The sequence below is a fragment of the Lentzea sp. NBRC 102530 genome, from assembly GCF_030269365.1.
In the GTDB taxonomy this organism is placed as follows: domain Bacteria; phylum Actinomycetota; class Actinomycetes; order Mycobacteriales; family Pseudonocardiaceae; genus Lentzea.
In genome coordinates this window covers 23,368-45,565 of sequence record NZ_BSTF01000021.1, presented here as the reverse complement: position 1 = coordinate 45,565, position 22,198 = coordinate 23,368, and the positions used below count along the sequence as shown (strand labels likewise).

Annotated in this window: 24 protein-coding genes; 13 read left to right on the top strand and 11 right to left on the bottom strand. The window is 70.8% G+C overall.

Translation table 11 applies throughout. The annotated features are described in order from the left end of the window. The first annotated feature begins 19 nt into the window (after positions 1-19). Genes QSK25_RS39065 through QSK25_RS39035 form a run of 7 tightly spaced genes read left to right on the top strand, consistent with a single transcriptional unit; the run spans position 20 to position 5,171 of the window. Positions 20-1,111 (top strand): acyl-CoA dehydrogenase family protein, encoded by a 1,092-nt coding sequence (locus QSK25_RS39065; protein ID WP_285645993.1) that lies wholly within the window; start codon positions 20-22, stop codon positions 1,109-1,111. After that, positions 1,111-1,713 (top strand): nitroreductase family protein, encoded by a 603-nt coding sequence (locus QSK25_RS39060; protein ID WP_285645991.1) that lies wholly within the window; start codon positions 1,111-1,113, stop codon positions 1,711-1,713. The genes QSK25_RS39065 and QSK25_RS39060 overlap by 1 nt, the downstream gene beginning before the upstream one ends. A 10-nt stretch (positions 1,714-1,723) precedes the next feature. After that, entirely contained in the window at positions 1,724-2,521 is a 798-nt protein-coding gene (locus QSK25_RS39055; protein ID WP_285645990.1) for a thymidylate synthase, read from the top strand. Next, positions 2,518-2,973, top strand: a complete 456-nt coding sequence (locus QSK25_RS39050; protein WP_285645989.1) for a dihydrofolate reductase — start codon at positions 2,518-2,520, stop codon at positions 2,971-2,973. Before QSK25_RS39055 ends, QSK25_RS39050 begins: the two co-directional genes overlap by 4 nt. 40 nt (positions 2,974-3,013) lie before the next feature. After that, positions 3,014-3,442, top strand: a complete 429-nt coding sequence (locus tag QSK25_RS39045) for a MarR family winged helix-turn-helix transcriptional regulator (RefSeq protein ID WP_285645987.1) — start codon at positions 3,014-3,016, stop codon at positions 3,440-3,442. Beyond that, positions 3,439-4,626 (top strand): MFS transporter, encoded by a 1,188-nt coding sequence (locus QSK25_RS39040; protein WP_285645986.1) that lies wholly within the window; start codon positions 3,439-3,441, stop codon positions 4,624-4,626. Before QSK25_RS39045 ends, QSK25_RS39040 begins: the two co-directional genes overlap by 4 nt. Beyond that, a complete protein-coding gene (locus tag QSK25_RS39035) occupies positions 4,623-5,171 on the top strand; it encodes a cysteine hydrolase family protein (RefSeq protein ID WP_285645985.1) in 549 nt (182 codons plus the stop codon). Before QSK25_RS39040 ends, QSK25_RS39035 begins: the two co-directional genes overlap by 4 nt. Here QSK25_RS39035 and QSK25_RS39030 read toward each other — a convergent pair. Genes QSK25_RS39030 through QSK25_RS39020 form a run of 3 tightly spaced genes read right to left on the bottom strand, consistent with a single transcriptional unit; the run spans position 5,168 to position 6,938 of the window. Beyond that, on the bottom strand, positions 5,168-5,707 hold the full coding sequence (locus QSK25_RS39030) for a YciI family protein (RefSeq protein ID WP_352236861.1): 540 nt from the start codon (positions 5,705-5,707) through the stop codon (positions 5,168-5,170). The genes QSK25_RS39035 and QSK25_RS39030 overlap by 4 nt on opposite strands. After that, entirely contained in the window at positions 5,680-6,039 is a 360-nt protein-coding gene (locus QSK25_RS39025; protein WP_285645983.1) for an MmcQ/YjbR family DNA-binding protein, read from the bottom strand. Before QSK25_RS39025 ends, QSK25_RS39030 begins: the two co-directional genes overlap by 28 nt. A gap of 11 nt (positions 6,040-6,050) precedes the next feature. Continuing rightward, positions 6,051-6,938, bottom strand: a complete 888-nt coding sequence (locus QSK25_RS39020; protein ID WP_285645981.1) for a proteasome assembly chaperone family protein — start codon at positions 6,936-6,938, stop codon at positions 6,051-6,053. 213 nt (positions 6,939-7,151) lie between these two features. Between QSK25_RS39020 and QSK25_RS39015 the strand changes: the two genes are divergently transcribed. The 3 genes from QSK25_RS39015 (at position 7,152) to QSK25_RS39005 (ending at position 9,948) form a co-directional block, all read left to right on the top strand. Beyond that, positions 7,152-7,679, top strand: coding sequence for a DUF4230 domain-containing protein (locus QSK25_RS39015; protein ID WP_285645979.1), 528 nt, complete (start codon positions 7,152-7,154; stop codon positions 7,677-7,679). A gap of 65 nt (positions 7,680-7,744) precedes the next feature. Then, positions 7,745-9,376 (top strand): serine/threonine-protein kinase, encoded by a 1,632-nt coding sequence (locus QSK25_RS39010; protein ID WP_285645977.1) that lies wholly within the window; start codon positions 7,745-7,747, stop codon positions 9,374-9,376. Between the two features lie 122 nt (positions 9,377-9,498). Then, positions 9,499-9,948, top strand: coding sequence for a hypothetical protein (locus QSK25_RS39005; protein WP_285645975.1), 450 nt, complete (start codon positions 9,499-9,501; stop codon positions 9,946-9,948). A gap of 103 nt (positions 9,949-10,051) precedes the next feature. On the opposite strand, the gene QSK25_RS39000 is transcribed toward QSK25_RS39005, so the two are convergent. From QSK25_RS39000 to QSK25_RS38985, 4 genes are read right to left on the bottom strand one after another with little or no spacing between them, the layout of a single operon-like run. Next, positions 10,052-12,064 (bottom strand): transglutaminase TgpA family protein, encoded by a 2,013-nt coding sequence (locus QSK25_RS39000; RefSeq protein WP_285645973.1) that lies wholly within the window; start codon positions 12,062-12,064, stop codon positions 10,052-10,054. Continuing rightward, positions 12,061-13,167, bottom strand: a complete 1,107-nt coding sequence (locus QSK25_RS38995; RefSeq protein ID WP_285645971.1) for a DUF58 domain-containing protein — start codon at positions 13,165-13,167, stop codon at positions 12,061-12,063. Before QSK25_RS38995 ends, QSK25_RS39000 begins: the two co-directional genes overlap by 4 nt. Beyond that, the gene (locus QSK25_RS38990) at positions 13,164-14,129 is read right to left on the bottom strand and encodes an AAA family ATPase (RefSeq protein ID WP_285645969.1); all 966 of its coding nucleotides are present in this window, start codon (positions 14,127-14,129) and stop codon (positions 13,164-13,166) included. The genes QSK25_RS38995 and QSK25_RS38990 overlap by 4 nt, the downstream gene beginning before the upstream one ends. Further along, complete coding sequence (locus QSK25_RS38985) at positions 14,126-16,273, bottom strand: NHL repeat-containing protein (protein WP_285645966.1); 2,148 nt, start codon at positions 16,271-16,273, stop codon at positions 14,126-14,128. The genes QSK25_RS38990 and QSK25_RS38985 overlap by 4 nt, the downstream gene beginning before the upstream one ends. A gap of 186 nt (positions 16,274-16,459) precedes the next feature. Between QSK25_RS38985 and QSK25_RS38980 the strand changes: the two genes are divergently transcribed. Further along, the gene (locus QSK25_RS38980; protein WP_285645965.1) at positions 16,460-17,113 is read left to right on the top strand and encodes a hypothetical protein; all 654 of its coding nucleotides are present in this window, start codon (positions 16,460-16,462) and stop codon (positions 17,111-17,113) included. 179 nt (positions 17,114-17,292) lie between these two features. On the opposite strand, the gene QSK25_RS38975 is transcribed toward QSK25_RS38980, so the two are convergent. Both QSK25_RS38975 and QSK25_RS38970 read right to left on the bottom strand, forming a co-directional pair. After that, positions 17,293-17,964, bottom strand: coding sequence for a fibronectin type III domain-containing protein (locus QSK25_RS38975; RefSeq protein ID WP_285645964.1), 672 nt, complete (start codon positions 17,962-17,964; stop codon positions 17,293-17,295). Then, positions 17,961-18,563: a hypothetical protein gene (locus QSK25_RS38970; RefSeq protein ID WP_285645962.1), complete on the bottom strand. Its 603-nt coding sequence runs from the start codon at positions 18,561-18,563 to the stop codon at positions 17,961-17,963. The genes QSK25_RS38975 and QSK25_RS38970 overlap by 4 nt, the downstream gene beginning before the upstream one ends. Before the next feature lie 80 nt (positions 18,564-18,643). Here QSK25_RS38970 and QSK25_RS38965 point away from each other — a divergent pair, with 80 nt between their 5' ends. Beyond that, complete coding sequence (locus QSK25_RS38965; protein WP_285645960.1) at positions 18,644-19,531, top strand: LysR family transcriptional regulator; 888 nt, start codon at positions 18,644-18,646, stop codon at positions 19,529-19,531. Here the strand turns inward: QSK25_RS38965 and QSK25_RS38960 are convergent. Then, complete coding sequence (locus QSK25_RS38960) at positions 19,434-20,297, bottom strand: EamA family transporter (RefSeq protein ID WP_285645958.1); 864 nt, start codon at positions 20,295-20,297, stop codon at positions 19,434-19,436. The two genes, QSK25_RS38965 and QSK25_RS38960, sit on opposite strands and share 98 nt — an antisense overlap. Before the next feature lie 93 nt (positions 20,298-20,390). Between QSK25_RS38960 and QSK25_RS38955 the strand changes: the two genes are divergently transcribed. Beyond that, positions 20,391-21,299, top strand: coding sequence for an RluA family pseudouridine synthase (locus QSK25_RS38955; RefSeq protein ID WP_285645956.1), 909 nt, complete (start codon positions 20,391-20,393; stop codon positions 21,297-21,299). Here the strand turns inward: QSK25_RS38955 and QSK25_RS38950 are convergent. Then, positions 21,294-22,187 (bottom strand): phosphotransferase family protein, encoded by an 894-nt coding sequence (locus QSK25_RS38950; protein ID WP_285645954.1) that lies wholly within the window; start codon positions 22,185-22,187, stop codon positions 21,294-21,296. The genes QSK25_RS38955 and QSK25_RS38950 overlap by 6 nt on opposite strands. Positions 22,188-22,198: the final 11 nt, after the last annotated feature.

Sequence of the window (22,198 nt, the reverse complement as noted above, 5' to 3'; positions counted from 1 at the left end):
CAGGGGCAAGATCGCGCGCATGGATCTCCACGCCCTGATCCGCGCCGAGGCACCCCAGGCCGAGCAGCAGCGCGCCCTCACCGAACCGGTGCTGACCGCGCTCGTCGACCACGGCGTGCACCGCCTGATCGCCCCGAAGCGCTACGGCGGCGCCGAGACCGGCCTGCCCGAGTGGAGCCGGACCGTCCAGGAGCTGTCGCGCTCGGACGCCTCCACGGGCTGGACCGCGATGACGACCACCATCTCGTCGTCGCTCGCCTGGTACCTGCCGACCGACGCCGCCGACGAGGTGTTCGGCGACCCTCGCGCGTTGATCGCGGGCACCGCCGCACCGCTCGGCAGGGCGGTCGAGGCCGACGGCGGCTACCGCGTCACCGGCCGTTGGGGCTGGGGCAGCGCCGTCGCGTACTCGTCGTGGATCATCGGTGGCACGATCACGCCCGTTGGCCCGCGTCTGGCCGTGTATCCGCGCAACGACGTCACGATCCACGACACCTGGCACGCCGCCGGCCTGCGCGCCACGGCCTCGCACGAGTTCTCCGTGCAGGACGCCTTCCTGCCCCCGGACCGCGCCATCTGGCCGATCGGCAGCACGCCCGGCATCGAGGGCCCGATCACGATCTTCCCGTACTTCAGCTTCCTCGCCGCGGGCGTCGCGTCGGTGTGCCTCGGCGTGGCCCGCCGCGCGATCGACGAGATCGAGGCGCTCGCCACCGAGAAGACCCCGCAGTACGCGACCACCCGGCTCGCCGAGCAGACCGGCGTGCAGATCGAACTCGCCGTGATGGAGGCCCGGCTCTCAGCCTCGGCGGCGTTCCTGCACGAGGCGTTGAGCACCGCCTGGGAATCGGCGCTGCACGGCGACCCCGCCCCCGACCCGGTGAAGGCACGACTGCGGCTCGCCTGCTCGTTCGTGACCGGCGAGGCGGTCGACGTGACGCAACGGGCGTTCGCGGCGGGCGGTGGCAGCTCGGTGTTCGAGTCGTCGGCGTTGCAACGGTGCCTGCGCGACGTGAACGTGGCCGCACAACACACGGTCGTGTCACGGCGGATGCTGGAGACCTACTCGATGCTCAGGCTGGGCCTCAGCCCGGACATGTCGAGGTTCTGATGGACGCCCTCGAAGCGATCATGACCACGCGGGCCATCCGCCGGTTCACCGGCGAGCCGGTGTCGGACGACGACGTGTGGACGTGCCTGCGCGCCGCCCAGCAGGCCCCGTCGGGCGGCAACGTCCAGCCCACCCGCTACCTCGTCGTCACCGACCCCGAGGTGCGCGAGGAGGTCGGCAAGCTCTACCGCAGCGCGTTCACCAGGTACACCGAGATCGCGCCGGCGCGCACCGACACCGTCGGCCTGCGGATCGGCCGGTCCGCGAACCACCTCGCCGACACGGTGGCGTCCGTCCCGGTCATCGTGTTCTTCCTCATGCCGCGCACGCCGTCGCTGGTGGAGGGCATCGACATCGGACCGGTGCACGCGTCGGTCTACCCGGCCGTCCAGAACTTCTGCCTGGCCGCCCGCGCGCTGGGTCTCGGCACCACGCTGACCACGGTGATCAGGGTCCACCAGGCCGAGGCGCTGGAGTTGCTCGGCGTGCCTGCGCAGTGGGAGATCGCCGCGATGGTCCCCCTCGGGCACCCGGCGGAGAAGTTCTCGGTGGCGAAACGACGCGAGGTGTCGAAGCTGACTTCGTTCAACCGCTGGAGCTAGGGTTCGGGGCATGCCCGACACGCAGTACGAAGACCTGCTCCGCCACGTCCTGAAGGAGGGCGTGCGCAAGGAGGACCGCACCGGCACCGGCACGCGGTCGATCTTCGGCCACCAGCTGCGCTACCCGCTCGCCGCCGGGTTCCCGCTGATCACCACCAAGAAGGTGCACTTCAAGTCGATCGCGTACGAACTGCTGTGGTTCCTGCGCGGCGACTCGAACGTGCGGTGGCTGCAGGAGCACGGCGTGTCCATCTGGGACGAGTGGGCGTCCCCCGAGGGCGAGCTCGGCCCTGTCTACGGCGTGCAGTGGCGGTCCTGGCCCACGCCTGACGGCGGGCACGTCGACCAGATCGCCGAGGTCCTGAAGACGTTGCGGACGAACCCGGACTCGCGCCGGATCATCGTCTCCGCCTGGAACGTCGGCGAGATCTCGAACATGGCGTTGCCGCCGTGCCACGCGTTCTTCCAGTTCTACGTCGCCGACGGCAAGCTGTCGTGCCAGCTCTACCAGCGCAGCGCGGACCTGTTCCTCGGCGTGCCGTTCAACATCGCCTCGTACGCGCTGCTGACGCACATGATCGCCGCGCAGACCGGGCTCGGCGTCGGCGACTTCATCTGGACCGGCGGCGACTGCCACATCTACGACAACCACCTGGAGCAGGTCGAGCTCCAGCTCAGCCGCGAGGCCCGCGAGTTCCCGACGCTGCGCATGGCGGACGCGCCTTCCCTGTTCGACTACTCCTACGAGGACTTCGAGATCGTCGGGTACGACCCGCACCCCGGCATCAAGGCGCCGGTGGCGGTGTGATCGGGCTGATCTGGGCGCAGGCCGCGAACGGCGTCATCGGCCGCGACAACGCGATCCCGTGGCGCCTCCCCGAGGACATGAAGCACTTCCGGGAGACGACCTCCGGCGCGGCCGTCCTGATGGGACGGCTGACCTGGGAGTCGCTGCCGCCGCGCTTCCGCCCCCTGCCCGGCCGCCGCAACCTGGTGCTGTCACGCACGCCCCAGGAGGGCGTGGAGACCTTCGACAGCCTGGAGAAGGCCCTCGCCGACGTCACCGGTGACCTGTGGGTGATGGGCGGCTCGGCGGTGTACGCGGCGGCGCTGCCGTTCGCCGACCGGGTCGAGGTGACCGAGATCCGCGAGGAGTTCGAGGGCGACACCTACGCGCCGGCCGTGGACCGCGAGCCGGTCAGCGTCGGCGAGTGGCTGGAGTCGAGCAGCGGGCTGCACTACCGGTTCGTGAGCTACTGACCGATCGACAGCCCAGACTGTTCAGTCTAGGCTGTCTATTGTGACCGAACCCGTCGCCCTCAACCAGCGGCTGCGCGTGCTCGTCGGACGGTTGCGCCGCAGGTTGCAGGACGAGTCGTCGGTGGACGACCTGACCGCGCCGCAGGCGTCGGCGCTGGCCAGGCTGTTGCTGCTGGGCGAACCGTCGACCGCCAGCCAGCTCGCGGGCGCCGAACGCGTGAAGCCGCAGTCGATGGCCAAGACGCTGACCGCGCTGCACGAGCAGGGCCTCATCCAGCGCGCCGCCGACCCGTCCGACGGCCGCCGCCAGCTGATCACCCTCACCCCCGACGGCCGCGCGGCCGCCCAGGGCGCCCGCGCCACCCGGATCGAGTGGCTGACCGACGCGTTGACGCAAGCGCTGAGCGAGTCCGAACGGCAGGTGATCGCCGAGGCGCTGACGCTGCTGGAGCGCGTGGTGGAGGAATGACCGCCGCCACGGGCTTCGACCGGCGGCTCATCACGCCGCTGGTCGCGGGCGCCGTGCTGAACCCGATCAACACCACGATCCTGTCGGTGGCGCTGGTGCCGATCGGGGCGTCGTTCGGCGAGCCGCCGTCCGCGACCGCCTGGCTGATCACCTCGCTGTACGTGGCCACCGCCATCGGTCAGCCCGTGGCGGGTCGCCTGATCGACACCTACGGCCCGCGCCGGCTCTTCTTACCCGCCACCGCGCTCGTAGGCGTTGCCGGCGTGCTGGGAGCACTGGCACCGAACCTGGTGGTGCTCGTCGTCGCGCGCGTGTTGCTGGGCCTCGGCACGTGTGCCGGCTATCCGGCCGCGATGCGCCTGCTGCGCGACGAGGCCGACCGCACCGGCGAGGACAGTCCCGGCGGCATTCTGACAATCCTCGCCATAGCCACCCAGACGGTCTCGGTGATCGGCCCGCCGCTCGGCGGTCTGCTGGTCGACTTCGGGGGCTGGCGTTCGACGCTGGCGATCAACGTCCCGCTGGCGCTGGCGGCGTTCCTGCTGGGCCGGCGGTACTTCCCGCGCTCGCGGCCCAGTTCGGTGGCGCGGAAACCGTTGCTGGACCTCAGCGGCCTGAACCGGCCGTTGCTGATCACGTACGGCCGCGCGCTGCTCGCGTACCTGGTGTCGTACAGCTTCGTCTACGGCTTCACCCAGTGGCTGGAGGCGGGCCGCGGCCTCACGGCGGGCCAGGCGGGGCTGGTGATGCTGCCGATGTTCGGCGTGGGCATCCTGGTCTCCGCCCTGACCGGCCGCAGTGAGGCCGTGCGCGGCAAGCTGATCGTGTCGTCGTTCGCCCAGATCACCGCCTGTGTCCTGCTGTTCGTCCTCGGCGCGTCAAGTCCACTGTGGATACTACTGCTGGTCGTGGTGATCACCGGTGTCCCGCAGGGCCTCAACAGCCTCGCGCTGCAGAACTCCGTGTACCGCCAGGCGGATCCGGCTTCGGTCGGTGCCGCGGCGGGACTGCTGCGCACGTTCGGCTACGTCGGCGCGATCGTCTCGTCCACCGCGCAGGGCCTCGTGTTCGGCGAGAGCGCCGACACCGGCGGCCTGCACGGGCTGGCGGCGTTCCTGGTCGTCGCGAGCGTCCTGTTCCTGCTCGTCAACGTGCTCGACCGCTCCCTGAAAGGTGTTCGATGACCACCGCACTGCTCGTCATGGACTTCCAGAACGGCATCGTCGGCCGCATCCCGGGCGCGGAAGCGTTGCTGGGCAACGTCTCCACCGCCGTCGAGAAGGTCCGCGCCGATGGCGGGCACGTCGGCTGGGCGCGCGTGGCGTTCACCGACGACGACTTCGCGGCCATCCCCTCCACGAGCGTGATGGCCCGCATGGCGACCTCCGTGGTGCGTGACTCGATGCACGCGGACGCCGCCACCACCCAGTTCCACGAAAAGCTCGCCCCACAGCCGGACGACATCGTCGTGCGAAAGACGCGCATCGGCGCGTTCACCACCACAGACCTCGATGCCCAGCTGACCGACCGTGGCGTCACCTCGCTGGTGCTGGCAGGCATCAGCACGAGCGGCGTCGTCCTCAGCACGGCACGAGAGGCGATGGACCGCGACTACGCCCTCACGGTCCTGTCCGACGCGTGCGCCGACCCGGACCAGGCCACCCACGAGTTCCTGGTGAACACCCTCTACCCGCGCTACGGCGAGGTGGTCACCGTTTCGGCTCTCTAACGCCGCCCGCCCGGCTCCCACTCGTGCACCTCGACGGCGTCGTACCGGTCCGCGCTCAGCACCGACGCCGGTTCCGCTGCCCGCACCAACGCGGCCGTCCCGAGCCACGCCGTGCCGTCGTCGGACAGCAACGGCCCGTACGCGACCAGCCCCTCGGGCCGGGGCGGCACGAGATCGACGGCCTCCCCGGCGCCGAACCCGAGCACCAGGTGCCCTCCACCACCGGGCGAGTCCCACATCGTGCGCCCGAGGACGTTGCGCCACCGCCGCACCAGCACGTCGCGGTAACCACCGGCCTGGTAGACGGGCTCCTCGAACGCGAACGCCCGCGCGGCCGCCGCGTCCGGCACCTCGACGACGTGCACGCTTCCGGTCAGGACGCCATCGGTGAAGGTCGGGCCACGCGCGATGAGCTCGAACCCGTCCATGTACGACCAGTGCGCTTCGAGCAGCTGCCGGCGCAACGGCATCGACCCGGGCCGGTCCCGGTGGAAGCAGAAGAACTCCACTACCGCCGCCGCGCCCGAGCGTGCCACGCCTCCACGATCAACTCTTCCAACTCCCCCACCCCGATGTGCTCCAACCGCACGAGGATCGCCGGATACCCCTGGAAGTGCGGCGTCGTGAAGTACACCGAGCAGTCGGAAGCCAGCAACGCCTCCTTGGCCCCCAGGTCCGGCACCCGAGCGGCCAGGATGGGCCCGGACGGCGCCGAAGGCCCCAAAGCGGACAGGTCGGTCCCCCGCAGCGGCCGTTCCCAGACGAAGAGCTTCTCCTTGACCCGCCAGTCGACGACGCCCTCGCGGAGCCGCTCCGTCACGTCGGGCATGGAGGTGGCGATCCTGCGCACGTCGTCCCAGGTGGCCATGGCGGAAGCTCCTACAGGTGGTCCGGCGGACGCTGCTGCTCGGCGAGGAACCGTTCGAACTCGGCCCCCAGTTCGTCCGCGCTGGGGATGTCGGTGTTGCCCACAGTCTGGATGAACGCGTCGTACTGCCGCTCGAGCGCTTCCACGACCTGGGCGACCTCCTCCGACTCCGCTACCTGGCGGTGGATCTCGGCATCGGCGGCCTGGGCGGCGTCGAGCAGCGAGCCGATGGGCAACGCCAGGCCGGAGGCGCGGGCCACGGCGTCGAGCAGGGTCACGGCGGCGGTCGGGTACTGCGACTGCGCGAGGTAGTGCGGGACCTGGGCGGCGAAGCCCATCGCGTCGTGGCCCGCCTGGCCCAGGCGGAACTCCAGCAGGCCCGAGACGTTGCCGGGGACCTGGACGCGGTTGAAGAAGGGCTGGTACTCCGACACGAGTTCGGGGCGCGTGGCGTGGCCGATGACGTTCAACGGCCGTGTGTGCGGCACGCCCATCGGGATGCCGTGGTAACCCACGGTCAGACGGACGCCCCAGCGGTCGATCAGCGACTTCACGGCCTCGACGAACGCCTCCCAGCTGCGGTCCGGTTCGGGGCCGGTGAGCAGCAGGAACGGGTGCCCGGCGCTGTCCCAGAGCAGGTGCACGACCAGTTCGGGGGCGGCGTAGTCCTCCCAGTGGTCGGTCGCGTAGGTCATCAGGGGGCGGCGCGAGCGGTAGTCGATCAGGCCGTCCACGTCGAAACGGGCGACGACGCGGCTCTCCAGCGTCTCCAGCAGGTGTTCGGTCAAAAGACGGCCCGCGGCGCCGGCGTCCATGAAGCCCTCGAAGTGGTGCAGCAGCACCGCACCTGTCAGGTCCGGCACCTCCGAGTCCACCTCGTACAGGTTCTCCGGGTCCACCGCACGCCTCCTGGATCAATCGCTTTCGTCTCGTCCAAGCCAACCACGTGGATGCAGAACTGATTCCGCTCGGGTCGATTAGCCCATACGGACCGTGTGTGCGCATCACCTCACGGGTACTCCAACGCGGTGTACAGGCGCTGGGTGACGCGTGGAGCATTGGTCGCGGCCGTGGTGATTCTCCTCGGTGCGGCGGTCTTCGCCTTCGGTCCGATGACTCCTTTCGACAACGAATCGATCGACCGCAGCCAGCCCGCCATGCTCAAGTCCGTCCGGGACCTGAGCCAGTACCACGCGGCGGCGGGCGAGTTCCAGGTCGTGCTGGACATCGAGGACGACGTGAAGTGGGTGCCGGCGGCGCTGGCGGGCCAGCGCACGTTGTTCGTCGCGGCCGGGTCGGTCAACGCCTACGTCGACTTCGGCACGCTCGCCGACGACGGGCTGGTCGTCTCGCCCGACGGCAAGACCGTGGAACTGCGGCTGCCGAAGCCGCAGCTGGACAAACCGAACCTGCACAACGACCGTTCGTACGTCTACAGCCAGGAACGCGGTCTCATCGACGACTTCCAGGCGCTGGCCGGACCTCCCGACCTGCAACGGTTCTACGTCGCGGCCGAGCAGAAGCTCGCGGAGGCGGCGGACGAGTCCGAGCTGCGCAAGCGGGCCGAGGACAACACGCGCGTGATGCTCACCGGAATGTTGCAGGCACTGGGCTTCCAGGTGAAAGTGCGCACCGACTGAACCGAAGAGCCCGATCCTCCCGAACGTCCAGCGGTGACCCCATCACTCCGGGTTAGGATCCGCTGGTGGAAGACGATCTGATGGCCTGGGCCCCCGTTCCGGGTGCCGCGCCGGCGTCCGGGATCGCGTTGCCCGGGTTCAGCAACTTCCGCGTGATCGCCCAGGGTGGCGAGGGCACGATCTACCGGGCGCGGCAGGACGGCCTCGGCCGCGACGTCGCGGTCAAGGTCCTCCAGGTCACCGACCCCGCCACGGTGGCGCGGTTCCGCCGCGAACTCGCCATCACCGTCGAACTGGGCCGCCAGCACCCCCACATCGTCACGGTGCTCGACACCGGCACGTTGCCGGACGGCCGCCCGTGCATCGTCATGGAGTTCTACGAGCGCGGGTCGCTGCACGACCGGTTGCGCGCCATGGGTCCGTTGCCGGTGCAGGACGTGGTGGCGGCGGGCATCGCGGTGGCGGACGCGCTGGCGTTCGCGCACGGCCAGGGCATCCTGCACCGGGACGTGAAGCCGCAGAACGTGCTCGTCCTCCCGACCTCCTACGTGCTGGCCGACTTCGGCATCGCCCGCGGTGCCGACGCGGGGCATTCCGCGTCACTGCAGATGGTCAGCTACCGGCACGCGGCGCCGCAGATGATCGAGGGCGCCCCGCCGTCGTTCGCGGACGACCTGTGGTCGCTCGGCTCGACGCTGTTCACGTTGCTGGAGGGCAAGCCCCCGTTCGCCTCGGACAACCCGGACGAGGACACGCTGCTGTCCTACGTCGGACGGGTGAGCAGCGCCGAACCCCGCGCGCTGACCCGGTTCGACGTGCCCGCGTGGCTGGTCGCGGTGATCAACCGCTGCCTGCGCAAGGACCGCGCCGAACGCTACTCGTCGGCGCTGGAGCTGCGGGACGCCCTGATGGCGGCCAACTCCGGCACCGCACTGTCCTCTGTGGACCCCGACGCGACGGCGATGCTGGGCGAGCGCCCGGACTTCTACCCGGAGGGCCCGACGGAGGCGCCCGGTTTCGGTCCACGCGGTTTCCAGCCCGAACCGGAACCGGAACCAGAACCCGAGCCGGAGCCGGACGACTCGTGGCGCGGCCGCCTGGAGGATCTCACCTACCGGCAGCACGACCTGGTCCCGCCGCCTCCGCCGCAGCCGCGCCCGGTGCCGCAGTTGCCGGACATCCCGCTGCCGGCCGTGCCGCCGCTGACCGCGGACCTGCCGGCCGAACCGATGACGGGTCCGGTCCGCAGGAGCAAACGCGGTGCGGTGCTGGCGTTGCTGGCCGTGATCGCGGTGACGGGCGGCCTCGCCGCGGGCATCTTCCTCAACCGCGGCGACGGCCGGCAGGCCCAGCCGCCCGTGACGACCACGACCACGCTCCCGGTGCCGACGTCGGACTCGGCCGACCTGGGACCGTCGCCGAACACCGACCCGCGGTTCGTGCCGGTGCTCAAGCGCGCCGAGTACCAGGGCAAGGCGATCGAACTGGAGTGGAGCGACCCGAGCGACGGCCAGGCCGACTTCGTGGTGATCGACGTGACGGGTGAACAGGGGAACGCGCTCGCGCGTGTGACCGGTGGCGGCACGAAGTACGTCGTCGAGGACGGCGGCGGCGACCGGCGGTGTTTCCAGATCGCGGCGTTCGGCTACAGCGGCGAGCGCGGCAGCTCGGCAAAGGTCTGCGCCAACAAGAACTGAACGTTCTGGCCCCCTTGTTGTTGCGGGCGCACGAACTGGCGTACGGTCCCCCGGTGCAAAGCGCTCGTTATGCCGGCCCACCGATGTTCGCTCGTGGACGAAAGCGCCGCACACTCCTGCTGGTGGCGGTTCCGCTCGTCGTCGGCATCGGGATCGGTGTGCTGATCGGCGGCAACCTCCAGTCGCAGTCCACCCAGGACACCGGTGCCACACCGACGCCACCCGCTGTGCCCGATCAGCTCGAATACACCGACATGCCGTGCGATCCCGGTTCGTCCGTTCTGGTCCTGCACTCGCTGGAGGGCGCGATGCGGGAGTCGGACGTCCGCGTGCTGCTCGACTACGAGACGATGTGGGTGCAGCACCGGGAGAGCGCGAACCCGGCGCTGAGCGGCCAGACCGCGCAGCTGAGCAGACGCGACGACGTGTGCCCGGTGATCGTGCCCGAGGACCCGCGCTTCACCCAGTTCATCTGGCTCGGCCCGTTCCCCTCGGACACCGCCCCGGCGTTGTGCGAGGCGCTGCTCAAGGTGACTGGCAAGAACTGCATCCCGGCGCAGGTCGTGCGCTAGACGGGGGAACGGGCGGCGGGCCGGCCGTCCACCCCACCCCTTGGATCTTGTCCTTCAAGTCTGTCAGGTGGCAGGCGCGGGTGAGCGAGCCGGAGGACAGGGCCTAGCGCCGGAACAACGGCCTCGGGTCGACCGGCCACACCAGCTTGCGCCACCAGGAAGCCTTGCGCCGCACCGCTTTCTTGACCTGCCGGGCGAGCCGCCAGCTCTGCTCGTCGTTCGCGGGCCGGGGTGCGAACGCGGCCTCGTCGACGACGACCGCGAGCCGTGCGCCCGCCTCGCCCCACTCGCGCCCGACGTCCGGCACGGTGCGGCTGGGTTTCGGCCGCAGTCCGGCGAGTTGCAACGCGTCGAGCACCTCGTTCCACGCTCCCACGGGCCCGGCCGCGCGCAGCCGGAGCCGCCGGGACGTGCGCGCCACGTAGAGCGCGACGAGCAGCACCACGGGCGTGAACACCCAGAACGGGAACGACTTCGGCGCTGCCGGCGCCGCCACGGCGTCACCGGCCACCGCACTCGGCTGCACCAGCGGCGGCACCGACGCGAGCGAGGTCGGCGTGGGCTTGGCGGTGGTGGACGCGAGCCGGTTCAGCACCTCGCGCTTCGACGCGGCGCTCGGCCCGCTTCCGTTGCCGGACACGGGATCGAACGCCACCCAGCCCCACCCGCTGAAGTACACCTCCGGCCACGCGGTGGCGTCCGCGGCACGCACGATCCGTTCGCCGTTCTGCTCGGGCACCGGCTGGAACCCGACCACCACCCGCGTCGGCAGCCCGACGGCCCGCGCGAGCACCGCGTAGGCCGACGCGAACTGCTCGGCCGTGCCGGCGTTCGCCCCGGACTCGCCCTCCGCGCCGAACAGGAACGTCTCCAGCCGCGCGTACGACGACCCGACCGGCGCCTCCGCGTCCGGCCTGCGGTTGAGCCGCACGACCTGCTCCAGCGCCACGGCCTTCTCGTACGGCGTGCGCGCGTTCTGCGTGGCCTGCCGCGCGTAGTCCGCCAGCGTGAACGGCAACCGCGGCAACGCCGTGTACTTCGTGACGTCGACCGGCACCTGGGCCTCGGCGAGATCGTTGTCCGCGGGCGTCTCCACCACCCCGCGCACCGTGTAGCTCAGCCCGGTCCTCAGCCCGTCCGCCACCACGAGCGACCCGGTGTCCGGATCCACCATGGCGTTGCTCAGCGACACCGCCTGCGGCTTCCCGACGCCCGGCAGCCACTCCCCCTGCAACCCGGTGATCTGCAGGTCCACACTCGCGTCCTGGACCTTCCCTCCGAGCGGCAGGTCCGGCGCGTCCACCACGCCGAGCGGCCCGTACGTCGACGCCGCCTCCCACGACGCCCCGGAGTACCGGCTCAGCGTCACCAGCCGCACCGGCACCTCGGGCCCGCGCATGCGGAACAGCTCGGTCTCCCCCTGCGCCGCCCAGGAAGCCAGCTGCGGCAAGGGGTTCGAGATCGCGATGTCGGTCACCGGCGGCGTCACGAGCTTGCGCGGCTCGAACCCGTTGGCAGGCAACACGAACGTCAGCAACGTCAACGCCGCCAACGCCGTCGCCAGCACCGCGGGCGGTACCACGGGCCCGCGCCGGTCGATGATCAGCCAGCCCAGCGCCAGCACCACGACCATCGTCAACGCCACCAGCCCGTAGCTGTCCGCACGCCCGGTCGTGAGCAGCGCGGCCGCGACGTACAGGGTGGCGGCGCCGAGTGCGGGTACGAACAACGCCGTGCCGCGCCTGGTCACCGACAGCACCGCACCGGTGGAGATGCCGATGATGAGCAGCAGACCCGGTACCAGCAATTCCGGCGTCGCCGGGGCCGGCCGGGCGGCGGTGAGCAGCCGGGGCACGGTGTCGAGCAGCACCCACGTGGGGTCGCGGTCGGGGGACGCGCCCTTGGCCATCAGGAACCCGCCGGCCATCGCCACGACCATGACGGCCAGGGCGGCGAGGCCTGCCGGGACGAACCTCTTGAGCAGCAGGGCGAGGAAGCCGGAGAACGCGGCCAGTCCGAAGTAGACGAACGCGCCGTCCCACGCCTGGGCCAGCTGGAGGGCACCGACGAGCAGCAGGGCGGACACCCACGCGAACTTCACCGCTTCGCGCTTCATCGCGACACCACCGCGTTCCACGAGTCCACCAGGTCCTCTGCCCCGGCCCCGTTGATCACCAGCACCGACCCGGCCGCGCTCACCGGCTTCTTCTCGTCCACCACCAGCACCGTGCCGAACGCCGCCCGCCCCGCCTCCAGCACGAGCGCCGGCACCGTCTTCCCGCTGATCACCGCGACCACGTCCAGGTCGCGCACCGGCACGGTCGGCCGGCCGTCCACGTCCTGCAGCTCCAGGTCGGCCAACGCCGACAGGATCGGCGCCGAGTCCTGCTGTTCCTCGATGTCCGTGCCGCCCGACGACGTCAGCAGCCGCACCGGGTGCCCCTGCTCCAGCGCCGACGTGACGAGCGACGCCGCCACCTCGACGGCTTCCTCGAAGCGTTGCGGGTCGTCATAAGAAGAAGCGCTGTCGTCCAGCAGCACGGCGAGGTGCGGGCGGGCCGGGTCGGCGTCCTCGCGGATCATCAACGTGCCGGTGCGCGCGGACGTCGCCCAGTGCAGGCGGCGCAGGTCGTCGCCCGGCACGTACTCGCGCAGCCCCACCAGGTCCGTGCCGCCGCGCTCGACGCGTTCGTCGGCGCCCACCTGGCCCCGGCGGGCGCCGGAGGGCAGGCCCCGCACCGGCAGGACGCGCGGGACCACGCGGACCTGGACCACCTCGCCCAGCACCGTGCGGGCCTGGGCCAGGCCGGCGAGTCCCTTGCGGCGCAACGTCAGCGGGCCCACGTCGAACACACCTCGGCGTTCGGTCGGGATCGTGTAGTCGACCGCCTCCACGACGCCGGGCTTGAGCAACGGCACGTCCACGTCGGTCGCGGCGCCCGCCACCAGGTCCACCGCGTCCAGTGCCACGGGCCAGCGGCCGGACGACGAGAGTTCCAGGCGGCCGGAGCAGCGGGCCAGGCGCGGCACTGTGCGGGGGCGGACCGTGCGCGAGACCGTCAGCGGTGAGGCGACCAGCACGGAGACGGTCGAGGCGATCACCAGTGCGGTCAGCGCCAGGCCGAACGCCGCCATGCCCGCGTAGCGCCACCACAGGCCGACGCCGAGCATGAGCAGGCCCAGCACCGCCGTTCCGGTGCCGCGCGCGGTGAGTCTCATTGCGCGGCGGGCTTGGGCACCGGCACGCGCGAGAGCACGTCCGCCAGCACTTCCGACGTCGTCACGCCCGACAGCACGCTTTCGCGCGTGAGGACGAGGCGGTGGGCCAGCACCGGGTCGGCGATGTCCTGGACGTCCTGCGGCACCACGAAGTGCCTGCCCTTGGACGCCGCGTACACCTGCGCGCACCGCACCAGCGTCCGCAGGCCGCGGGTCGAGGTGCCGAGCCGCAGGCGTTCGTCGGAGCGGGTGCCCGTGCCCAGGGCGGAGATGTACTGCAGGATCGGGTCGGCCACGTGCAGCAGGGACAGCCGAGCGCTGAACGAGCTGACCTCGCGCGGCGACGACACCGTGCGCACGTCGGCGATCCGGCCCGCGCCGCTGCCCGGACGCAGCACGTCCAGTTCGTCCTCGACCGACGGGTAGCCGATGGAGGTGCGCAGCATGAACCTGTCGAGCTGCGCCTCGGGCAGGCGGTAGGTGCCGTCGAGGTCGATCGGGTTCTGCGTCGCCACCACGAGGAACGGGTCGGGCACCGAGTGCCCGACGCCGTCGATCGTGACCGTGCGCTCCTCCATGACCTCCAGCAACGCGGACTGCGTCTTCGCGGCCGCGCGGTTGATCTCGTCCGCCAGCACGATGTTCGCGAACACCGGGCCCGGCCGGAACCGGATCTGGCCCGTCTGCGGGTCGTAGACCGACGTGCCCGTCACGTCCGACGGCAGCAGGTCCGGCGTGAACTGCACCCGCCGCGACACCCCGCCGAGCGCGCCCGCGACGGCACGCGCCAGCGTCGTCTTGCCCGTGCCCGGCACGTCCTCGAGCAGCACGTGGCCGCCCGCGAACATCGCCACCAGCACCAGGTCGACCACGTCGCGCTTGCCGCGCACCGCGCCCTCGACCGCGTCGCCGAGCCGCGTGTGCAGGTCGCGGAAGGCGGAAACCTCACCGGTGTCGATCATTTGTCCTCATCTCCACGCCGAACACCGATGCGCAACAGGAACGCGCACGCCAGCAGACCCAGCCCACCCACGCCCATCGGCGCGGTCTCCACTCCGGCCGGAGCCACCTTCGGGATGCAGCCGGGCTTCCCGCCGCACTCGTCGATCAGCAGGCTGACGTTCTTGCCCGCCGAGTCGACCTGGCCACCGCCGGACGCCGCGTAGGCGCGCACGACGATCCGGTTCGGCCCTTCCTCCAGCGAGATCCGCGCCGTGGTCGCGTTGCAGGCAATGCCCACCGCGTAGTCCCATGTGGTGTTCACGACCTCGCAGCGACCGTTGTGGCTCGCCCAGTCGGCGGGCGGCGCCATGTTCACCGTGCGCGTCGGCATCCGCACCCCTCCGGTGAAACCCGTGATCACCCCGGCACCCGCCGAAGGCAGCGGTGGTGGAGGCGGCGGGGGTGGCGGCGTCGTCGTGGTCGTCACCGGCGGGGGCGGTGGTGGCGGCGTCGTTGTCGTCGTCACCGGCGGAGGGTTGTTGGGGGGCGGGTTGTTCGGCGGCGGCGTCACCGTGAACGCGGCCATGCCCGAGGCACCCGCGGTCGACGCCGTCGAGGCGCGCACCGTCACGTCCAGGCGCCCGCCCGAGCAGAAGGTCGTTCCCGCACAGGGCACCGAGAGGTCGGCGGACGTCGCGGCCGTCTGCGCCGAGACCGAACCACCGCTGAACGACCCGGACCCGGCCACGGTGTACCCCACGATCGGCTCGGCCGACTGCGGCGCGCTCCAGCTCACCGTCACGACCAGCGCCGAGGCGTTGCGCGACTTCTCCCGCACGGTCACCCCGGCGGGCGCGCCCGGAGCCGTCCCGCCGACCGAGGGCGGGGTCGACGGCACCGACGGCGGCGTGGAACCACCGGTGTCCGGAGGCGTGCCGTTGCCGTTGCCGGGGTTGCGCGGCGGCTTCTGCGGCTCGTTCGGGTTCGGCGGCGGAGGCGGCGGCACGGACGGCGGCGGCGAGCGGTCCGGGTCCTTCACCGGCAGCTCGGGGCTGCGGATCGTCAACGACCGCGTCGCACCGTCCGGGTCCACCAGCACGCCGGTCGACGACCCCGGCACGTTCACGAACAACCGGCCGTCGTCGAACACCAGCTCGGGGTCGGCCCCGCCGGACGTCCGCACGTCGTCCCCGCCGCGGCTGCCACCGCGATCGAGGATGACGACCTTGCCGGATCCCTTGCAGGGCACGTAGACCTTGTCGCGGAACACCGCGGGCCGGCCGGGCTTCGGGCACCCCATGGCGCCGACGTCGACGCGCAGGACCTCACGTCCGACCACGAGGACGACCGTCGAGGAGGAAGGCACCGACGCGGGCACCAGGTCGAGCGGCGAGGTCTGGGCGGCGATCACCTCGGCGTCCGAGCGGTCCGTCGACGAGTCGACGTCCTCGCCCGTGCCGTCGCGCACCACGACACCGCCGTCGAGACCGATCAGCGTCACGCCCTGGTCGTGCGGCACGAGCACCGTGCGCGGCCCGGCACCGGTGACCTGCCGCTGCGACCGTTCCTCGAACCGCTCGTCGCCGTCGGACCAGTCGAGCGACCTCAGCGTGCCGCCGTGGTCGACCAGCCACAGCACGCCGCGCTCGTCCACGACGGCGTCGGCCAGCGGCTGCCCGGCCTGCCACGTCTGCCCGACGTCGGCCAGGGTCAGCGGGTCGGCGGTGTGCACGGTGCCGGCCGCGCGGTCGACGACGAACACCATCCCGTTGGCCACCAGCACCTTGCTCGACGCGCCGGGCGGCGCCTGCCGGCGGCCGGAGGCGAGCAGCGTGGCCAGGTCGATGACCGTGATCTCGCCGGTGCGGCGGTTCAGCACGATCAGCCGGCCGTCCTCCTGGGCGATCTCCAGCTGCGAGTCGGGACCGCTGACCTGCAACCGGGTCTGCGGCCTGCCCGACACGGGGTTGACCTGCACGACCTCACCGCGCTGGTCGTCGCCCAGCCAGGTGAGACCGTCCGACACCGCGACCGACGTCCGGGAGATGCCCTGCCCGAGCGCGGCGCCCGCGAGCACCAGCACGCCCAGCAACGCCGCGACGAAACTCGCCGACTCCCGCCCTCCACCGGAGATGATGCGTCTGATCCGGTGCCACCACGACATAAAGCGCCCTCCCTCGCCGCCGGGGATGCTAACCCTCGACTCTGACAACTTCGGACCCGCTCCGGTTCCCGGTTCGCCTGGTCAGCCGCTTGGCCGACATCAGGAACGGTAATCACGGGGTCTGACACTTTTGAAAACCGAATGGCGTTCCCCCAAACCGACCAACGCTTAAGGCAGAGTGGACGCATGGAAATCCCCGGCATGGGACTTGCCAAGCAGGCGCTCAACACCGCGCTCGACACGACAGCGGCCGTGGCGGCCGTCCCGAGCCGCGTGCTCGACCTGATCAGCGAGGTCGAACAGCTCGTCCGCAAGGTCAGCAGCACGATCGACGCCGTCGACGGGATCGTCGTGAAGGCGGACGCGCTGGTCGACCGGACCGCGAACGTCGTCGCCGACGCCGAGAAGGCCGTGGACGAGGTCCGCGCGATCACCGCGAGTGCCGCGGACGTCTCCGAACGGGCCGCGCAGGTCGTCGTCACGGCGGGCCGGACCGCCGGCACGGCCGACGAGCTGATCGGCATCTACGAGCCGCTCGCCAAGAAGGCGCAGCCGCTCGCGCAGCGGTTCGTCGACGAGCTCTCCCCGCACGAGGTCGAGGCCGCGATCAAGCTCGTGGACGAGCTGCCGGTCCTCACCGAGCACCTGACCAGCGACATCCTCCCGATCCTCGCCACCCTGGACAAGGTCGGACCCGAGGTCCACCAGCTGCTCGAGGTCACGAGCGACATGCGCCAGGCGATCCTCGGCATCCCCGGTTTCGGGTTCATGCGCCGCCGTGGCGAGAAAAAAGAAGAAAAAGAGGAAGAAGAAGGTGTGAAGGCGGTCGAGAACGGGTAACCGGGCCGCCATGACGGCCCGCCTGCACGACACCCAGCTGACCTGGTGGCTCCTCAGCAGCGTGTTCGGACTCCTGTCCGCGACCAACGTCCTGCTGGCGCTCACCGAACGCGCGACCTGGCCCTACGCGCTCGCGACGCTGCTCCTCGCCGCGAGCGCGTGGGCCGCCAGACAGGCGCTCAGACCTTCCCCGTCGTCTGCTGAGTCAGGTTCGACGGTGCCCCGAAGCGGAACGCCCGCACCCGATAGGTCGCGGTTTTCTCGTCTGGAAGTGTGATCACCCCGTACGAGGTGGTGTCCGGGTCGAGTTGCACGGCGACGCGGTAGTCCGCCGCGCCCGCGGGTCTGACCTCGATCAGGTAGCCGTCCTCGTCCGCCGCCCGGTCCTCCCACGTGAAGAGGATCCCGTTGGCGTGCTTCACCTCCGCCTCCAGTCCGGCCGCGGCCGACTCGGGCGACGACACGGCGTGCGTGCCCCCGCCACCCTTCACCGCGGCCGTCCAGTCCGGCCCCTCGATCTCCGGCACCTCGTCACCAGGGGGCAACGTGACGTCCACAGTGGCCGACGGAGGCCCCGTGAACGGCCGGACCCGGTAGTAGAACCGGGTTTCCGGAATCAGGTCGGGGTGCCTGTAGGTGTTCCTGGACGCCGGGCTGAACTCCAGGATCGTGTACTCGCCGTCCGCCGCGTTCGCGTACTCGACGACCTGCCCGGCCACCCCCGCCTCGGGACGCCAGTGCAGCGTCACGTCCACGGGCGAGGTCAGCTCGGACGTCAGCACGGGGTCCTGCTGTTCTTGGCCGCAGGCAGCCGAGAACAGCAGGAGCGCCACCGACAGTCGCTTGATCACTTGCGCCAGAAGCGGACGTTGCTCCAGACGACCGTGGCGGGTCCCTGGCCGCTGGACGTCCGGTAGGCGCCGAACTTGTCGTAGAAGCTCGTACCCGAACTCGCGTAGGTGTGCGCACGCGAGCCGTTGATGTACGTGCGGTGTTCCGTGGCCGTGTTGTGCACGGTGTTCACGCGAACAGTCGCTCCCACGGTCGCGCCGGTGGCGATGGTGGCGCCCCCGTGCACGGCGTAGAGCCGGCCGCCGCGTTCCACGGCGAGCATCCAGAACGGTCCGGCGCTCGGAGCTTCCCGGAACGTCTGCTTGAGACTGATGCGGGTGCCGCCGAGACTCGTGATCCGGAAGCTTCCCTCGAACTGGCGCGTGCCGCCGGTGTAAGTGGCGTAACGCCGCTCGGCACGCTGGTCTCCGCTCGCGGTGGAGCAGGTGAGCTGGAACGTGAGGTTGTCGACGTTGCCACAGCCGCGTTCCTGAACGGTGAACGAGGGCGAGTAGCTGGTCCAGGGACCCGTCTCGACCTGAGCCCGTGCCGGTGAGACCGACACGAGCAGACCGGTCGCCAGTGCGATCCCCGCGGCGATGCGGAGTCGTTTGGACATACCGATACCTCCTCAAAACGTGCTGAGGGCAGCACGTTCTCTCAGGGGGCGGTAGCCGGAGACTAGCGGATACTGATCGAATGTTCGACCTCCACCGTCTGCGACTTCTGCGCGAACTTTCCCAAAGGGGGACGCTCGCCGCGGTCGCGCAGGCGTTGAACTACAGCCCGTCGTCGGTGTCGCAGCAGCTCTCCCTGCTGGAGACCGAGGTGGGCGTGCCGTTGCTGGAACCGGTCGGCAGGCGGGTCAAGCTCACCCCGCAGGCCGAAATCCTGGTGCGGCACACCGAAGAGGTCCTCGCCCGCCTGGACCAGGCGGAGTCCGAGGTGGCGGCGTCGCTGCACGAGATCACCGGCACGTTGCGGGTGGCGACGTTCCAGACGGCGGCGCTCGCGTTGATCCCGGCGACGCTGGCGCGCATGAGGGACGAGCATCCGTCACTGCGGATCGAGTTCCAGGTGCTCGACCCCGCGGAAGCGCTCTCCGCGTTGCACGCCAGGGACTTCGACCTCGTCTTCGTGGAGGAGTGGCCGGACCAGCCGGAAGCGCGCCTGGCCGGCCTCGAGTACCGGGAACTGACCCGGGACCCGATCCGGCTGGCCGTCCCGCGCGGACTGCCGGTCGAGGAGATCGGTTCCCACCCGTGGATCATGGAGACCGACGGCTTCCCGCAGCGGATCTTCAACGTGAACTGGTGCCGCCACAACGGGTTCGAGCCGGACGTGCGGTTCTCCTCGACGGACGTGCTGGTGAAGCTGCGGTTCGTGGAACGGGGTCTCGCGGTCGCGCTGCTGCCCGACCTCGTCTGGTACGACCGCGAGATCACCGTCGACCTGCACGAGCTGCCGGTCCCGCAGTCCCGGCTGCTGTTCACTGCGGCACGGGCAGGACGAGGTCAGCATCCCGCTGTGCGGGCGTTTCGCGAGGCGCTGGCGCTCTCCGTAGCGCCGCTCCGACCCCGGCCGTGATCACCAGCGCGATGCCGCACAACGAGATCACGCTCAGGTGCTGGCCGAGCAGCACCGCCCCGGCGAGCGCCGCCGCGGCCGGTTCCAGGGCCAGCACCACACCGAACGTGCTGGCCTGCAACGTCTTCAGCGCCCGGATCTCCAGCGTGTACGGGATCGCGGACGCCAGCAGCGCCACCAGCGTGCCGAGCAGCAGCATCCTGGGTTCGAACAACGCGGTCCCCGCCGTCGACAGCCCGTACGGCAACGTCAGCGCCGCCGCGATCAGGCTCGCCCCCGCCAGGCCTCCGGTGCCGAGCCCCGCCGTCGCGAGCTTGCGCCCGGCCAGCACGTAACAGGCCCAGAACACGGCCGCGATCAACGCCAGCACCACACCGATGAGGTCGAGCTTCGCGCCCGTGTACTCACGTACGCCCAGGACGACGACGCCCGCGAGCGCCAGCCCGACCCACACGAAGTCGCGGGCCCGCCTGCTGAGCACGGCCGCGAGTCCGAGCGGCCCGAGGAACTCGATCGTCACCGCGACGCCGAGCGGGATGCGGTCGAGCGCGAGGTAGAACGTGCCGTTCATGCCGGCCATGGTCATGCCGAGCACGAGGGTCTCCTGGCGGAACTTCGGCCGCACGACCACCGCGAGCATCAGCGCCGCGATGCCGAGCCTCAGCGCCGTGGCGCCGGGTGCGCCGATCTGGCCGAAGAGCTGGTTCGCGAACGCCGCCCCGAACTGCAGGGAGACGACGGAGCCGAGGACGAGGAAGACCGACATGAGCCCAGTCTTGTTCGCACGGTCCGTTCAGTACAGCGAACGTTTCCGAGCGATATCGTTCGGTTTTCCCGACGCTTTAGACTGGTGGGTGCGATGAGACGCAAACCCTCCTCCCCCCTCCCCCAGCGCGCGGGCCTGGACGCGGCACGGCTGAAGCTGCCCTCCGAGGGCCCGTGGCTGTCGTTGCGCGACCACCTCGTGGAACGCCTGCCGCGCGTGGCCGCCGCACGCATCGACGAGATGCTGGTGGAGGAACGGATCTGGGGTGTCTCCGGACCGCTGGGCCTCGACACGCCGTTCGTGCCCGACTCCTACATCTGGTTCCACCGCGACCTGCCCGTCGAGGTGCCCGTGCCGTTCGAGGTCGGGGTGGTGTACCAGGACGACGACATCGTGGTCGCCGACAAACCACACTTCCTCGCGACGATCCCGCGCGGCCAGCACATCATGCAGACAGCTTTGGTGAAGCTGCGCGACTCGTTGGGACTGCCCGATCTCTCCCCCGCGCACCGGCTGGACCGCGTCACGGCCGGGCTGGTGCTCTTCGTGGTGCGCCGCGAACTGCGCGGCAAGTACCAGACGATGTTCCGGGACCGCCTGGTGTCCAAGGAGTACGAGGCGATCGCGCCGTACGACCCGTCGCTCGAACTGCCCCGGGTCGTAAGATCGCGGATCATCAAGGAACGCGGCATCATCACCGCGTTCGAGGCCGACGGCGAACCCAACGCCGAGACCCACGTGTCCCTGGTGGAGCATCGGGACGGCCTCGGCCGGTACCACCTGAAGCCGGTGACCGGGCGCACGCACCAGCTGCGGCTGCACATGTCCGGGCTCGGCGTGCCGATCGTCAACGACGACTTCTACCCCGTGTTGCGGGAGCGTCCGCTCGACGACTTCTCGTCGCCTTTGCAACTCCTCGCCCGCACACTGTCCTTCCCGGACCCGGTGTCGGGCGTGGAGCGTTCGTTCACCTCGGGGCTGAAGCTCTCCGCCTGGTCATGAGACGTGCGTGCGGCGGGTGTCGATCGGCTGCGGCTCCCAGACCTGGTTCATCCTCTCCAGCAACCGCCGCGCCAGCGCGCTCGTCTCCGGATGGGTCTCGGTGAACGTCGCCACGATCGCCGCCCGGAACATCAACCGGCCGCGTGCCGTCGTGCTGTACCAGAACCAGTCCTGCTCCACGGCCCGCGCGAGGTGGTCGGTACCGTCTCGTTCGGCCCGCTGCACCAGCGCGTCGCCGTTCACGAGCCACCGCACGCACGCGTCCTCGAGCGGCGCGGTGAACCCGCGTTCCTCGAAGTAGGCCGCTTCCGCCGCCTCCCGCAGCGCGCGCGGCGTCTCGGAGACGGTCGCGCAGGTCGGGAAACCGATGCGGAGGTAGACGACCTCGGCCAGCCCGTCGCCGAGCGCCGCGCCCTCGAAGTCGACGAACTTCGCGCCGTCGGGCGAGTACAGGTCGTTGCCGGGGCAGGGATCGCCGTGCACCAGGTCGAACTTGCCGGTGTCCGCGAACACCAGCTCCCGTTCCGCGCCGCCGATCTCGACGCCCATCGCGTGTACGAACCGCAGGAACGGCTCCGGGTCCGGCACGTGCTGGCGCGGCAGCAGTCCGGCGTGCTCGGGGCCGGTGGCCTGGTGCAGCTTGGCGAGGCCGCGGGCGTAGGCGATCACCCAGTCCTCGCCGAACGGGTCCGAGCGCAGTCGTTCCAGCACCACGGTCCGCTGCTCGTGGTCGACCTCGAGGATCCGCGGCACCACGCCGGTGTGCTCGGCCAGCCGCAACGCCGTGACCTCCCGTTCGAACGCCGCCGGGTCGCCGACCACCTGCTTGACGACCCGGTCGCCGTCCGCCCAGACCCGTGACCGCACACCGCTCTTCAGGCGTTCCATGCGAAACATCG

Excerpts from the sequence above, each read along its gene's own strand:
- QSK25_RS38995 (WP_285645971.1), bottom strand. The coding sequence starts at position 13,167 with ATGAGACTCACCGCGCGCGGCACCGGAACGGCGGTGCTGGGCCTGCTC.
- QSK25_RS38990 (WP_285645969.1), bottom strand. The coding sequence starts at position 14,129 with ATGATCGACACCGGTGAGGTTTCCGCCTTCCGCGACCTGCACACGCGG.
- QSK25_RS38960 (WP_285645958.1), bottom strand. The coding sequence starts at position 20,297 with ATGTCGGTCTTCCTCGTCCTCGGCTCCGTCGTCTCCCTGCAGTTCGGG.
- QSK25_RS39035 (WP_285645985.1), top strand. The coding sequence starts at position 4,623 with ATGACCACCGCACTGCTCGTCATGGACTTCCAGAACGGCATCGTCGGC.
- QSK25_RS39015 (WP_285645979.1), top strand. The coding sequence starts at position 7,152 with ATGACTCCTTTCGACAACGAATCGATCGACCGCAGCCAGCCCGCCATG.
- QSK25_RS38965 (WP_285645960.1), top strand. The coding sequence starts at position 18,644 with ATGTTCGACCTCCACCGTCTGCGACTTCTGCGCGAACTTTCCCAAAGG.
- QSK25_RS39065 (WP_285645993.1), top strand. The coding sequence starts at position 20 with ATGGATCTCCACGCCCTGATCCGCGCCGAGGCACCCCAGGCCGAGCAG.
- QSK25_RS38980 (WP_285645965.1), top strand. The coding sequence starts at position 16,460 with ATGGAAATCCCCGGCATGGGACTTGCCAAGCAGGCGCTCAACACCGCG.
- QSK25_RS38985 (WP_285645966.1), bottom strand. The coding sequence starts at position 16,273 with ATGTCGTGGTGGCACCGGATCAGACGCATCATCTCCGGTGGAGGGCGG.
- QSK25_RS39025 (WP_285645983.1), bottom strand. The coding sequence starts at position 6,039 with ATGGCCACCTGGGACGACGTGCGCAGGATCGCCACCTCCATGCCCGAC.
- QSK25_RS39000 (WP_285645973.1), bottom strand. The coding sequence starts at position 12,064 with ATGAAGCGCGAAGCGGTGAAGTTCGCGTGGGTGTCCGCCCTGCTGCTC.
- QSK25_RS38955 (WP_285645956.1), top strand. The coding sequence starts at position 20,391 with ATGAGACGCAAACCCTCCTCCCCCCTCCCCCAGCGCGCGGGCCTGGAC.
- QSK25_RS39060 (WP_285645991.1), top strand. The coding sequence starts at position 1,111 with ATGGACGCCCTCGAAGCGATCATGACCACGCGGGCCATCCGCCGGTTC.
- QSK25_RS39055 (WP_285645990.1), top strand. The coding sequence starts at position 1,724 with ATGCCCGACACGCAGTACGAAGACCTGCTCCGCCACGTCCTGAAGGAG.
- QSK25_RS38970 (WP_285645962.1), bottom strand. The coding sequence starts at position 18,563 with ATGTCCAAACGACTCCGCATCGCCGCGGGGATCGCACTGGCGACCGGT.
- QSK25_RS39040 (WP_285645986.1), top strand. The coding sequence starts at position 3,439 with ATGACCGCCGCCACGGGCTTCGACCGGCGGCTCATCACGCCGCTGGTC.
- QSK25_RS38950 (WP_285645954.1), bottom strand. The coding sequence starts at position 22,187 with ATGGAACGCCTGAAGAGCGGTGTGCGGTCACGGGTCTGGGCGGACGGC.